This window comes from Allobosea lathyri, assembly GCF_900108245.1.
GTDB lineage: Bacteria > Pseudomonadota > Alphaproteobacteria > Rhizobiales > Beijerinckiaceae > Allobosea > Allobosea lathyri.
Map to the genome: position 1 here is coordinate 44,023 of NZ_FNUY01000017.1, position 13,143 is coordinate 57,165.

Consider the following 13,143-nt stretch of genomic DNA (forward strand, 5'->3'; position numbering starts at 1 on the left):
TGCTTTCAAAGGTTGGGAGAAGGACATGTTTTGGTGGAAACGGGTGCGATCGTGCGGCCGCGCCGAAACACATGACTGGCGCGGATCGGCCGGGGGATGGCGCGTCCGGCAACGATGTCGAGAAGCAGGGACGCGGCTGACACGCCCATTGTGTAGGAGGGCTGTTCGATCGTGGTGAGACGGGGCGTCACGAGGCGGCCCAGTTCGATGCCGTCGAAACCGGTGACCGAGATATCGCCGGGTACGTCGAAGCCCATCCGTCGAACCGATGCGATAACGGTCAGGGCCAGGAGGTCGTTGGAGGCCACGATGGCGGTCGGGCTGCAGCGCGAAAAGGCGCTGGTGAGATCGATGTCGCTCGCCCCTTCGATGAAATCCACTTCAACAGGGGGCAGGGTCTTGAGGCCGGCAAGCAGCATGGCATCGCAATAGCCTTCGTAGCGCCAGTAAGACCGGTCCGAAGTCGAGAACCGGCCGGCGACGAAGAGAATGCTGCGGTGACCGAGCGCGACGAGTTCGCCGACCAGGTCGGAAAGGGCTGCGCGGTTGTCGACGGTGACTGCGGCGGGATAAGCAGACGTCGCTTCATTGTAGACAAGTACGGTGGGCACGCCGAGATCGGCGGCGTGGCGAAGCCCGTGGCTGGTGTCGGGGTTGCACACCGTGAGAACGAGCCCGAGCGGCCGCTCCTCGATCAGCGCCTTGACCGCATCTGCCTCGCGCAGCGGGTCATAATCGGATTGGGTTATGATCACGGAAAGCCCCGCCACGCGGGCGCAATGCTGGATTCCCGCAAGTGCCGCTGCGAAGACAGGGTTGGTTACGCTGGGAACGAGGACGCCAAGAGCCTGGCGGGTGCTGCGGCCCGGCATGCTCGGTTTGAAGCCGAGATCCGCCACTGCAGCCTGCACGCGTGCCCGCATGGCGGCGCTCGCGGGCCCGGTGCCGCTCACAACGCGGCTGACGGTTGCGATCGAGCAGCCAGCGCGCGCCGCAACGTCGCGTATGGTGGTGATCGTCGCCTTCATTGCGCGCGAACCTCAAAACGTTGGGCTCGCCGAGCCGGAACCTCATTGTGGGTGCGGCTGTATCGCGGCCGTATTACAGCCCGGCGACGCGGTTTTCAGTCGTTTTCAGTCGCGCGGGGCTGCGGCACAGACGTTGTCGGCTGCTGAGGGGCGCGCATGGTTGAAGTCATCGCGGTTGTTGGCTTACAGCCAAGATGTCGTTCGAGCGACGCGCAAAGGAATTCGGCCTTGACGGAAACGGCCTCCACCGGCTCAGGCGAGAACGCGAGCACGCGCGACCGGATCAAGGCGATCGCTGCGGAGCTCTATGTGCTGCGCGGCCATGACGGTTTCAGCTTCGGCGACATTGCCAGCGTGATCGGCACGACGCGGGCCAATATCCATCACCATTTCGGCAACAAGCGCCAGCTCATGGACGAGCTCGTCGCCGACATCTCGGCGGATGCCCAGTCCCGGATCGAGCGGCACTGGATCTCGGGCCGACATCCCCTGAGGCAGCGCCTGTCGCTCCAGCTCGACGATCTCCGGCGCTTCTACGACAAGTTCAACCCCGCGCCTGAGGACCGCAACGTCTGGAGCCCTTTGTCGCGCCTCCGGCATGATCTCACGGCGCTCGGCGAGATTGCGGTCAGCGCGCTTGAAAAGGTCAACCGCACCTATGATCGCGCGCTCGACCATGCGGTGCGCGCCGCGATCACGGACGGTGAACTCAGCCATGATGCCCCGGTCGAGGCGATCGTGCGGCTCCTGCGCTCGACCCTGCTCTCCTGTCCGCCGATGACCCAGGATGCAGGGAGTTTCGTCGAGGTCGAGCGGCTTTTCGCAGCTCTTGAGGACACCGTCCTGCGGGCCTGGGCCGGCGGATCAACTCGCGACGGCCGCTAGATTCGATTTCGACAATTGAAAAAATCCGTTGACCGGCCGCTTGGGCTATGTGACTTACTTATAAGTAAGTCAGTCCGCGGCGGAGATCGCGACAGCTCAGGAGGACCGCCCATGAAAAGCGTTCAGGATTACAAGCGTTTCGAGGTTCGCCCCTTCACCGGCGCGATGGGCGCCGAAATCATCGGAGTCGATCTGACCAGCTGCTCGGACGAGGTGTTCCGCGATGTGCAACGGGCCTTGCACGAGTTCCACGCACTCGCCGTGCGCGATCAGAAGCTCGACACTCCCACCATGCAGAAGGTCGCCCGCCGCTTCGGCCCCTTCAGCGGCAACCCCGTGCATACCGGCCTCGAAGGCTTCGAAGACATCGTCCGTTTCGTCCGCGAGCCCGACGACACCGGCAAGGTGATCGGCGAGGACTGGCACATGGATCTCGCCTGGCTGGAGAAGCCGCCGGGCATCACCATGCTCTATGCCGAGGAAATCCCTCCTGTGGGCGGCGATACCTGTTTCTGCAGCCTCGAGAAGGCCTATCAATCGCTTTCGCCGAAAATGGTCGCGACGCTGGAGACGCTGACCGGCATCCATAGCGGCCGCGGCGTCTTCGCGATCAACGCCTCGCAGAAGCGGCTGGGGGTCAACAAGGATATCGAGGCGATCGAGAATGCCGCCGTCGAGCATCCGGTGATCTGCCAGCACCCGGTCACCGGCAAGCGCTACGTCTTCGTTTCCAGCGTGATGACCCATTTCAAGGGCATGACCGAGGAGGAGAGCAAGCCGCTGATCGCCTTCCTGATGGCGCGCGCGACGCGGCCCGAATTCCACTGCCGCCTGCGTTGGGAGACCAATACTCTGGGCATGTGGAACAACCCGACCGTGCTTCATACCGCGATCAACGATTATCCGGGCTATCGCCGGGTGATGTACCGCACCACGATCGAGGGGCAGGTTCCGCTTGCCGCCGCCCCGAGCTCGGCGTCTCGCGCGGCCTGATTTTCGGACTACGATAGGGCGGGCCGCCGCAACAGACGGCCTCGCGACCCATAAAATCCACCGTCGCCAAGGCGGGGAGACAGGGAGGCATATGGAGCGCCAGCCGCGAGGACTGGCAGGGGTGACCCTGCCGTTCATTGCGCCCGTGCACGTGATGGTGCTGGGCGTTATCGTGATTCCGTCGCTCTTCGTGATCTGGCTAAGTTTCCAGTCCTCGACCTTCGGCCAGTCGGCACGTTTCGTCGGCTGGGACAATTATGTCCGGGTGCTCAGCGACCCCTATTTCTGGCGGGCCCTGCTCAACACCGTTCTCGTCATCGCCGCTGCCGTGCATATCGAGATGCTCATAGGGCTGGGCATGGCGCTGCTCTTTTCCGCGGGCCTACCCATGCGTCGCCTTTTGCTCGTCGTCGTGCTGGCGCCCTATGCGATCAGCGAGGTGACGGCGGTGGCGATGTGGCGGTTCCTGTTCGATCCCGATGTCGGCCCGGTGACGGCGGCGATCGCCTGGCTGGGACTGCCGGCGCTGGACTGGACCTTCGTGCCGGCACATGGGCTGATCCTGGTCGGCCTGCTCACCATCTGGCTGCACCTGCCCTTCACCTTCATCATCCTCTACGCCGCGCGCCTCGCGGTCCCCAAGGAACTCTACGAAGCCGGCCGGACGGACGGCGCGTCGCTCTGGCAGCTCTTCCGCCATGTGACGCTGCCAATGCTCGCACCCGCGATCCTGATCGCTATGCTGTTTCGCTACATCTTCGCCTTCCGGCTCTTTTCCGAGGTCTGGCTGATGACGCAAGGGGGGCCGGCGCGCACGACCGAAGTCGTCGCGGTCTATCTCTATCTCGAGGCCTTCCGGTACAACTCCTTCGGCAGCGCCGCCGCTACAGCCTGGATCATGGTCGCGATCTCGCTGCTGCTGGCGACCGGGTATATCTGGCGCCTGAAGAAGGAGACCAGCCATGCGGCTTGAGCGTCTCCTGATCGGCCTCGGCAAGATGGTCGCTGTCATCCTGATCGTGCTCTGGTCGGTCTTCCCAATCGCCTTCGTCGTGCTGTCGTCGTTCAAGCCCGGGCGCGACATCTTCGCAGTGCCGCCCAAATTCGTGTTCACCCCGACCTTCGCGCATTATCTCAATCTCTGGGAGCGCTGGGGCGGGTTTTTCGACGGGCTGCGCAACAGTCTGATCGTCACGGTCGGAGCGGCACTCCTCGCCGTCACCGCGAGTTCGCTGGCCGGCTTCATCTATTCGCGCCATCAAAGCCGGTTCCCAGCCGGCTCGATCTTCTTCCTGATCTGCATCCGCCTGATCCCGCCGATCGTGGTGACGCTGCCGTTGTTTCCGATGGTCAACTGGCTTGGGCTCAACGACACCCACCTCGTCCTGATCGTGCTCTACGCGACCTTCTTCGTTTCGCTCGGCACGGTTTTGATGCGCACCTTCATCGACCAGATTCCGCGCGAACTCGACGAGGCCGCCACGATTGATGGCGCCAGCCAGCTTACCCTGCTGGTGCGCGTCATCCTGCCACTCGCGGCGCCCGGCATGATCGCCGTTGCGGTCTTCGTCGTGGTCTACGCCTGGAACGAGTTCCTGTTTGCCTTCATCTTCACCGCGACCAAAGCCAAGACCGCGCCATTCGTCCTGTCCGAGATGATCAGCTCGGTCGATGGGGTCGATTGGGGCGTGCTCTTCGCCGCCGCCACGGTGCAGCTCATCCCGGTTCTGCTCTTCGTGATCGTCATGAACCGGTTTCTCGTCGCAGGCCTCACAGCCGGAGCGACCAAAGGGTGACGAATGTCACCGCATCCAGGGAGAACGCCATGACCTCGACGCTGAATCGACGCCGTTTCCTTGCTGCCGCAAGCGCTGGCGCCAGCGCGCTCGCCTTTGGCGGTCGTGCGCTCGCGCAGGAGAAGACCATCAATGCGCTGTCGCATCTGGTCCATCAGAACGTCCTGACCAAGGGCGCGGCCGGCGACGTGATCGCGCCCTGGCGCGAGGCGCAGAAGGCAAAGATCTCCTGGACCACGCTCGACAGCAATCCGCTGCAGGACAGGCTGTTTCGCGAGGCCAGCCTGAACGCGACCGAGTTCAATGTCGGCTATGTCATCGACAACCGGATGACAGCCGATGTCGCCAAGCTGTTCGAGCCGCTGGACGCGATGCAGAAGGCCGATCCGATCGAGGCTTTCGACGATCTCGCGCCCGGTCTCGTCAAGGCGATGACGGTCAAGGACAAGCTTGTCGGCATTCCCGTCCGCCACGCGACGCAGGCGCTGTTCTACAACGAGGCGTTGCTCAAGGAGGCCGGCATCGCCGCGCCGCCCAAGACATTGGAAGAGCTGGTCGAGCAGGCCAAGAAGCTGACCTTCACCTCGGCTGCGGGGACGCCGGTGACGGGCATGGTGCTCGCCAGCGATCTCGCTGTCTTCCCGGTCATGTTCGCCCGCGCTTTCGGCGGCGATTTCATCACGCTCGACTTCAAGCTGATGCCCGATCGGGAGGCCATGCAGAAAGGCCTTGCGGTCCTTGCCGATCTGCTTGCGTCCAAGGCCTTGCCGCGCAGCTACGCGACGACGCGCAATGACGACATGGTGACCTGGATGCAGCAGGGGCGGGCGGCCTTCTGCGTGCTGCCCTTTGCCCGCTACGCCCAGCTCAACAATGCTGACCAGTCGCAATTCGCCGGCAAGATCAAGGCCGTCGCCTTCCCCGGTTCCGCAACCGTCTCGGGTGGAGCGGGTATGAGCGCGGTCGTCGAATCCTGGGCGATGGCGATCCCCGCCAACGCCAAGGACAAGGAACTGGCCTGGAGCTTCATCAAGGCGGTCAGCAGCAAGGCGGTGACGCTCGGCATGGCCCGCAACGGCAACGGGCCGGTCCGCATCTCGACCTATGCCGATGCGGGCTTTGCCGCCTCGCAACCGCTTGCCGCGATCGAATCCGAGGTCCTTGCCAAGGCGCGGCCCGCATTCCCGGCTTTCCCGGAGGCCGTGCGGGCGCAGTCGGTGTTCCTTGAGGAGGTGCAGCTTGCCGTGCTCGGTCGCAAGACCCCGGCCGAGGCCGTCAAGGCGATCGCCGAGCGCGTCCAGCCGCTGCTGCCTGCGTGAGGGTAATCTGATCGGCCCGGCGTCTCTTGCCGGGCCGTCTCGAACGGATCCATGACGGAGCAGCGCGTGACTTCAGCCACGGTCGAAGCATCCTATGTCGTTGCCGTCGATGTCGGCACAGGCAGCGCGCGGGCCGGCCTGTTCGATCTCGGGGGCAGGCAGCTTGCGCGGGCGGAGCGCGCCATCGCCATGCGACGGCCGCAGCCCGACTGGGCCGAACAGGATTCGACGCAGATCTGGGCCGCGGTCTGCGAGGCCGTGCGCGATGCCGTCACGGCCTCAGGCATTGCGCCGGCGGCGGTCTGCGGCATCGGCTTCGACGCGACCTGTTCCCTTGTCGTCCGCGACCGCGCCGGCGCGCCGCTGCCCGTTTCGGCCGGAGCGGAGCCGCATTGGGATACGATCGTCTGGCTCGATCATCGCGCCACGGATGAGGCGCAACGCTGCAATGCCACGGGCCATCGCGTGCTCGATTTCGTCGGCGGCGCGATCTCGCCGGAGATGGAGACGCCGAAGCTGATGTGGCTCAAGCGTCATGTCCGGGAGAGCTGGGAGCGTGCCGGCCATTTCTTCGATCTTGCGGATTTCCTGACCTGGCGCGCGACCGGCGGGACCGCGCGCTCGCAATGCACGCTCACCTGCAAATGGACCTACCTGCCGCATGAGGGCGGCTGGCAGCGCGATTTCTTCGAGGCGGTCGGCATTCCCGACATGCTCGAGCGTGGCGGCCTGCCCGATGAGGTCAGCGAGATCGGCGCCGATCTCGGGCCGCTGACGCCGGGTGCCGCGGCGGAGTTGGGCCTGACGACGCGATGCCGCGTCGCGACCGGGCTGATCGATGCGCATGCCGGCATGCTCGGGCTGCTCGGCAGCGCGGCCGGCGGCAGCGACATCGACACTAATGTCGGGCTGATCGCGGGCACGTCGACCTGCCTGATGGCCCTGTCGCCAGAGTTGCGGGCCGTTCCAGGCGTGTGGGGGCCGTATCTTGGCGCCGTGCTGCCGGGCCTCTGGCTCAATGAGGGCGGCCAATCGGCCACCGGCGCCCTCCTCGACCATATCATCGCCTGGCACAGCGCCGGCGGTGAGCCCGGCCCGGCCATGCATCGGCGCATCAGCGAGCGGGTCGATGAATTGCGCCGCACCGAAGGGAATGATTTCGCCGGAGGGCTGCACGTGCTGCCGGATTTCCATGGCAACCGCTCGCCCTTGGCCCAACCCAATGCCGTCGGCGTCATCTCGGGGCTGACACTCGATGCGAGTTTCGACAGCCTGTGCCGGCTCTACTGGCGCACTTGCGTCAGCATAGCGCTCGGCGTTCGCCATATCATTGAGGCGTTGAACGCCAAGGGTTACCGCAACGATACGCTTCATGTCGCCGGCGGGCATGTGAACAATCCGCTCCTCATGGAGCTCTACGCCGACGCCACGGGCTGCGATGTCGTCCAGCCCGAGGCGGGCGACGCCGTGCTTCTCGGCACGGCGATGGCGGCTGCCAGCGCTGCGGGCAAGTTCGGTACTCTCCCGGAGGCCTGCCTGATGATGCTGGGCCCGGCCAGGCGCCGCAGCCCCGATGCAGCGCAGCGCGCCCGCTTCGACCGCGACTATCGGATCTTTCTCACGATGCACGAGCAACGGCGGGAACTCGATCGCCTGTCTCGCTCAACCTGAAGCGAGGCAAGCCTTTATGGACCTCCGGCCCGGTGCTAGCCTTGGTGAAATCGTTGCCGAGGAAGCTTCGTAAGCCCGGATATCGCCGGAGCTTCGGGCCTGTGGCGGCGGCAGCGTCTGCGTCGGGGATGGGTTGGCAGCATGCGAACCGAAACGCGGTGCCCAAAATCATCCTGGCGCATTAGCGCTGCCGGAGCCGCGGCCGACGAGCTCTTTCACGCTTCGTCGGACGTTCGGCGCCAATGATCGGTCTGTTCGCCTATATCTGGCGCAACAGCCGGCGCGAGCAGAGCAAGATACTCTGCATCGTCCTCCTGTCTTTCCCGTTCTATTATCTCTCGCTGGATCTGCCGAAATACATCATTTCCGATGCGCTGCAGGGCCGGGCCTTTGCCGGCGGACAGGCCACCGCCAACCTTTTTCACCTTGCACTCGATCTGCCGGGCTGGCTGGGCGGCCCGCGTGTCATTTCATCCGGAATCCAGCTTGAACGGCTGCCGTATCTGTTTGCGCTGTCGGGGCTGTTTCTGCTGCTCGTGCTCATAAATGGCGCCTTCAAATACGTCATCAACATGCGCAAGGGCGCGCTGGGCGAGCGTCTGTTGCAGCGTCTGCGCCTCGACCTCTTCTCGGCGCTGTTGAGCTTCAAGCCCGAAGCGCTGCAGCGGATCAAACCGTCCGAGGCCGCCACCATCATCAAGGACGAGGTCGAGCCGGTCGGGGGTTTCGTCGGCGACGCCTTCGTGCAGCCGGTCTTTCTGGGCGGGCAGGCGCTGACCGCACTGGTTTTCATCCTCGTGCAGAACCTTGCGCTCGGCCTGATCGCGGCGGGCATGGTGCTGATCCAGGGCGCCCTCATTCCCCGGCTGCGGCGCGAGCAGATCCGCCTTGGGAAGCAGCGCCAGATCGCCTCGCGCGCCTTTGCGGGCAAGATCGGTGAAGTCGTCGAAACCATCGGCGAGGTCTCGAACCATGGCACCTGGACCGTCGAGAAGAGCCAGGTGGCGCAGCGGCTGGAGGAGCTCTTCGGCATTCGCTACCGGCTTTACGGCCGGAAATTCGCGGTCAAGAGCCTGAACAACCTGCTCGCCCAGATCACGCCCTTCCTGTTCTACTCCGTCGGAGGCTACTTCGCGCTCACCGGGCGTCTCGACATCGGCCAGCTTGTCGCTGTCATCGTGGCCTATCGCGACCTGCCGCCGCCGATAAAGGACCTGATCGACTGGGATCAGCAGCGGCTGGATGTCGAGGCCAAATTCCAGCAGGTCGTCGAGCAATTCGCGCTCAATGGCGATGCGTCGACAGAACAGCGGCCCGGCGATGATGGCGAGGCGGACTGCATCTTCTCCACAGGGCATATCGTGGCGCAGGGGCTCTCGGTCGTGAACCTCACCGGCGATCGCGTACTGGACCGGGCAACCCTGTCGCTGCCGCTGGGCCGACATGTCGCGCTTTCGGGCGGGGCGAGCGAGGGCGCGGGCGGTTTTGCGCAGGTGCTGGGGGGGCGCCTGAGCATCAGCGAGGGGACGCTGACCATCGCCGGTATCCCGTTTGCCGAGCTTTCCGCTGGGGCGCGCGGGCGCGCTATCGCCTATGCCGGCCCCGACCCGGTCATTCTCGACGGGACCTTGAGAGACAACATTCTCTATGGCTTGCGCCGGGTCGAGGGGAACGGCGAGAGTCCGGGTGACTGGTCGATCGACCATGAGCGGGCGAATGCCGCAAACACAGCCGAGCTCGAGCAAAGGCTCGTCGAGGTCCTGGCGACCCTGGGGCTAGCGGAGACGGTGTTCCGCTTCGGGCTGGCGGCCAAGGCCGATCTCGCCAATCCGTCGAACGTGGTGCGTGGCATCGCGGATATCCGCTCCCGTATCCGCACCGTTCTCGCGCAGCGCGGCAGCGAGGATGCCGTCGAGCCCTATGATCCCCAGCGCTATACGCGCAACGCAACGATCGGCGAGAACGTGCTCTTCGGCGTGCCGACCGAGGCTGCTTTTGTCGGCTCGCGCCTGGCTGGCCACGCGCTGATGCAAGAGGTGCTGGCCGAGCTGGATCTGACCGAGGCGCTGATCGCGATGGGACGGCGCATCGCTGTGACGATGCTGGACATCTTCCGCGATCTTGCCCCTGGCCATGTGCTGTTCGACCAGTTCTCCTTCATCGCGGCCGACGACTTCCCGGATTATCGCGATGCGCTGTCCCGCATGGACGCCGGCCTTGCCGGCGAGGCTGACCGCGTCAGGCTGATCGGACTTGCTTTTCTCTATGTCGAACCGCGCCATCGCCTGGGTCTGCTCGATGCCGGGTTGGAAGCACGCATCCTCGCCGCGCGTGGCGTGTTTCGTGACCGGGCCTCGTCGAGCCAGCTGAATTCGATCGCCTTCTACGATCCGCAAAGCTACTGCGCGGCGGCTCCCTTGCGCGACAACCTCCTCTTCGGGCTGGTTGCGCATGGAGCGGCGGCTGGACGCGAGCGGGCCGATGAAGCCATCCGCGATACGCTCGCGGAACTCGGCCTGGACGGAGAGATCTATCGACGGGGGCTCGAACAACCCGCCGGCTATGCCGGGCGACTGCTTTTTCCGGTCGTGAAGGGGCAGATCGCGCTCGCACGCTGTTTGATCAAGCGGCCCGAGATCCTGATCCTCAACAACGCCTTCGGCGCTTTCGGCAAGAACGAGGCGCGACAAATCCAGGATCGTATCCGGGCTGCAATGGTTGGGCGAACCCTGATCGTCGCAGATCGCGAGGTCGACCCCGACCAAGGCTACGATCTGCACTTTACCTTCGAGGGCGCGAGATTGGCCGCATCTTCGGGGAGCGAGGCCGATGCCTTGCCGCCGGTTTCGATCCCACCGCCGGAGCTGGAGGTGGCGCCCGATAATGAGGAAGTCCGCGTGCTCCGGTCGGTTGCGATCTTCGGCAACCTCGATACGCCCCGCCTGAAGCTGCTTGCCTTCACCAGCGAGCGCACCGTCTTTGCTCCCGGTGCTGTCCTGTTTCGCCAGGGCGATGAATCGGACGCGGCCTATGTTCTGGTCTCGGGCACGGCAGATGTCCTGATCGAGAGGGCCGACGGGCGTATCTTGATGTCGAGCGTCGCCGGCAATGCCATTATCGGCGAAATGGGTATCGTCACGGGCGATCCGCGCTCGGCCACGATCGTCGCCACATCCGAGATCGTAGCCCTGAAACTCCGCAAGGAGGTCTTCCTCGCGCTGCTCGCCGAGTTCCCGCAAATGGCGCTGTCGGTCACGCGACTGATGGTCAAGCGCCTTCAGGACAATATCGCCGCGATCAGCCAGCGCGACCATGACGGAGATGGCCGCGGCTCCGCATAGACCGGTGTTGCACGCCCCCAATGAAGGGCCGAAGCTCTAAGCTGTGATGCGCGTCAATTCGAGCCTCTGGGCCGGTTCGAGCACGCGTTGGGCGGTCGAGATCGTGCGGGTGCCCGGTGGGTTCGCGATGATCTCATACATCCGGATGAGGCGGGCGCTGTCCAAATCGTGGTCCTGCAGGGAAACGCCGCCGGGCGCGATCGATTCCGCCACACATCCTGTAAAGGCGAATGGCGAGTAGTCGGGCAGGGGATAGGCATCCCAGCCGTCCGATCCCATCGGACTGGGCCGTTCCATGATCCATTCGGCCGTCGCACCGCTGATACGGCATGGCGCTGGAGCGGAGGCATTGAAGGCCTGGAGGATAATGCCGAGCGTTTCGTTCTTCAGATTGAAGCGCACCGTCCTGTCGTCGAGCACTGTGATAATGGCGCTGATCTCGTGGCCGGCGTCTACCGGCAGCGGCAGGTCTTCCGGCGGGTTGTCCTGGCCACGTGCCCACCACTGGAACCAGGCGGTGTATTCAGCTCCTGCATAGGGGGCCGTAAGCCATTTCTGCCCCGTCCCGATCTGCGGCAGAGAGGAATCCAGATATAATCGCTGGCCGTCGAGCCCGATCCAGGTCGAGCTGCGGAATTCCTGCGCAGTGCTCCCGAAGGGTCGCGACACGGCGGGGACGGTCCAGCGCCCCATGACGGACGCGAAGCTGCGCCCGCCGCTTGGCACGACATAGCCGCCCGACCAGTTGACGCTCTTCTGAATCGGCCAGGATGCGATCGCGGCAATCGGGCGAATGCCGGGAGGCGGAGCAATCATCGTCGGGTCCTGCGCGAGGAGGAAGCGTAAGGGCCCCCCTCCCCGAGGTGGCAGGAGGAAGCTGCGGCGAAATGCGGTCGCGGCCGGGTTAAACCTTCCGGCCTGCTGGCTGGGAAGCCCGTAGTAGCTTAGCTCCTCATCCTCTGCCTCCGAGGGAACGAAGGAGGCTGGCGGCAAGGGATATGGCTTGATGGCCGTGCCCCGCGGCTTCTCTCGCTGCAACTGCGCGTGATCTTCGGTGTGAGAGTTGGCCATCACGGGAAGCCCCTGCCGGGGTCCCATTCGCGCCTTGCCGCGGTGATCGCCGCCCGGCCAAAGATCTCGATGGTATAGCCATTGGGGTCCAGCGGGTCGCCGCCATGCTCGGCCAGCGCCGCGAAAGCGGCTTCCGCAAGCTTCTGTCCGGCCTGGGAATCGCTCTGGAAGTGAAGGCCGGCGATTTCGCGGTTGCGCGCCACGCGCCGCGCCAACGCCGCCAGCGTTTCCCGCATCGCGGTGATGTCGCCTGCGGGCAGCGCCGGGCTGACGAGGCCCAACACATAGATCATGCACAAGGCCATCAGATGGGCCTGCGTGGCGTGACCGCTCGGATAGGACGAGTGGCCCGGCACAGGCACCGGCGGCATCAGGGCCGGGCATTCCCACGAAGGACGCGGCCTCTCGAACTCATCCTTGAAATCCAGCGCGACGAACGAACCGATCAGGCTCGCTATGTGCAGGATGCGGAAGGTTTTCGGATGCGAGCCGGGCGTGATCGCCAGGGCTTCCATGAAGGTGGTGATGAACTCGACGTCCTGGGCGAGGATCTCACCGAGCGCCGAAGCGCGTTCGTCGCGGGCCATGGCGATGAGGGTTTCGATCTCGATCTGTTGCGGGGTCTTTCCGCCCGTCGAGGGCACGGTCAGGTCGATCAGAATCTGGGCGAGATCGTTATGGAGCGCGTCGCTGTCCCAGTCGCATCTGACGAAGCGCTTCAAAACCCTGAAGGCGAACCACCGCGCGGCCCAATTGTTGTCGTCGAATGCGATTGATTGAGCGCTGGTTGCATCGGCCCTCCGGAACGCGATCGTTTTCCTTTGCGGTGGCGGCGTGGTGACCGGCGTTTCGTCGCGGATATGAACGGTGCGGTGAAGGTCGCGCAGCCTGACGCCGGCCTTGTTGGTTTCCATCACGAAGGGAAAATCGGCCCTGTCTGGGATGACCCAGCCGCCGGCGTCGCCATTTATGCCGGCATTTCCGGTATTGCCGGTGTTGCCGGTATTCCCTGTGTTGCCTGTCATGGTGAGCTCCCGGT

General features: G+C 64.7%; 10 protein-coding genes. 7 read left to right on the forward strand and 3 right to left on the reverse strand.

Annotated features, from left to right (window positions below):
- Nucleotides 1-5 precede the first annotated feature (5 nt).
- A complete protein-coding gene (locus C4S73_RS25765; RefSeq protein ID WP_103875490.1) occupies nucleotides 6-1,016 on the reverse strand; it encodes a LacI family DNA-binding transcriptional regulator in 1,011 nt (336 codons plus the stop codon).
- A gap of 240 nt (nucleotides 1,017-1,256) precedes the next feature.
- Here C4S73_RS25765 and C4S73_RS25770 point away from each other — a divergent pair, with 240 nt between their 5' ends.
- The 7 genes from C4S73_RS25770 to C4S73_RS25800 all read left to right on the forward strand — a co-directional run bounded on the left by C4S73_RS25770 (nucleotide 1,257) and on the right by C4S73_RS25800 (nucleotide 11,033).
- Nucleotides 1,257-1,913 carry a TetR/AcrR family transcriptional regulator gene (locus tag C4S73_RS25770; RefSeq protein WP_160115912.1) on the forward strand — a complete coding sequence of 219 codons (657 nt, stop codon included), beginning with the start codon at nucleotides 1,257-1,259 and terminating at the stop codon, nucleotides 1,911-1,913.
- Nucleotides 1,914-2,024: 111 nt separating this feature from the next.
- Nucleotides 2,025-2,906, forward strand: a complete 882-nt coding sequence (locus C4S73_RS25775; RefSeq protein ID WP_103875457.1) for a TauD/TfdA dioxygenase family protein — start codon at nucleotides 2,025-2,027, stop codon at nucleotides 2,904-2,906.
- Nucleotides 2,907-3,027: 121 nt separating this feature from the next.
- Complete coding sequence (locus C4S73_RS25780; RefSeq protein ID WP_244595798.1) at nucleotides 3,028-3,879, forward strand: carbohydrate ABC transporter permease; 852 nt, start codon at nucleotides 3,028-3,030, stop codon at nucleotides 3,877-3,879.
- Nucleotides 3,869-4,702, forward strand: coding sequence for a carbohydrate ABC transporter permease (locus C4S73_RS25785; RefSeq protein WP_103875459.1), 834 nt, complete (start codon nucleotides 3,869-3,871; stop codon nucleotides 4,700-4,702). Before C4S73_RS25780 ends, C4S73_RS25785 begins: the two co-directional genes overlap by 11 nt.
- A gap of 29 nt (nucleotides 4,703-4,731) precedes the next feature.
- Complete coding sequence (locus C4S73_RS25790) at nucleotides 4,732-6,021, forward strand: ABC transporter substrate-binding protein (RefSeq protein WP_103875460.1); 1,290 nt, start codon at nucleotides 4,732-4,734, stop codon at nucleotides 6,019-6,021.
- A 66-nt stretch (nucleotides 6,022-6,087) separates the two neighbouring features.
- Complete coding sequence (locus C4S73_RS25795; RefSeq protein WP_244595799.1) at nucleotides 6,088-7,692, forward strand: FGGY-family carbohydrate kinase; 1,605 nt, start codon at nucleotides 6,088-6,090, stop codon at nucleotides 7,690-7,692.
- A 242-nt stretch (nucleotides 7,693-7,934) separates the two neighbouring features.
- Nucleotides 7,935-11,033 carry a cyclic nucleotide-binding domain-containing protein gene (locus tag C4S73_RS25800; RefSeq protein ID WP_103875462.1) on the forward strand — a complete coding sequence of 1,033 codons (3,099 nt, stop codon included), beginning with the start codon at nucleotides 7,935-7,937 and terminating at the stop codon, nucleotides 11,031-11,033.
- Nucleotides 11,034-11,069: 36 nt separating this feature from the next.
- Here the strand turns inward: C4S73_RS25800 and C4S73_RS25805 are convergent, their stop codons facing one another.
- Together C4S73_RS25805 and C4S73_RS28070 are read right to left on the reverse strand one after the other, a co-directional pair.
- Complete coding sequence (locus C4S73_RS25805) at nucleotides 11,070-11,849, reverse strand: G1 family glutamic endopeptidase (RefSeq protein WP_160115913.1); 780 nt, start codon at nucleotides 11,847-11,849, stop codon at nucleotides 11,070-11,072.
- A gap of 254 nt (nucleotides 11,850-12,103) precedes the next feature.
- Nucleotides 12,104-13,129 carry a phosphatase PAP2 family protein gene (locus tag C4S73_RS28070; RefSeq protein ID WP_146071509.1) on the reverse strand — a complete coding sequence of 342 codons (1,026 nt, stop codon included), beginning with the start codon at nucleotides 13,127-13,129 and terminating at the stop codon, nucleotides 12,104-12,106.
- Between the last annotated feature and the right edge of the window lie 14 nt (nucleotides 13,130-13,143).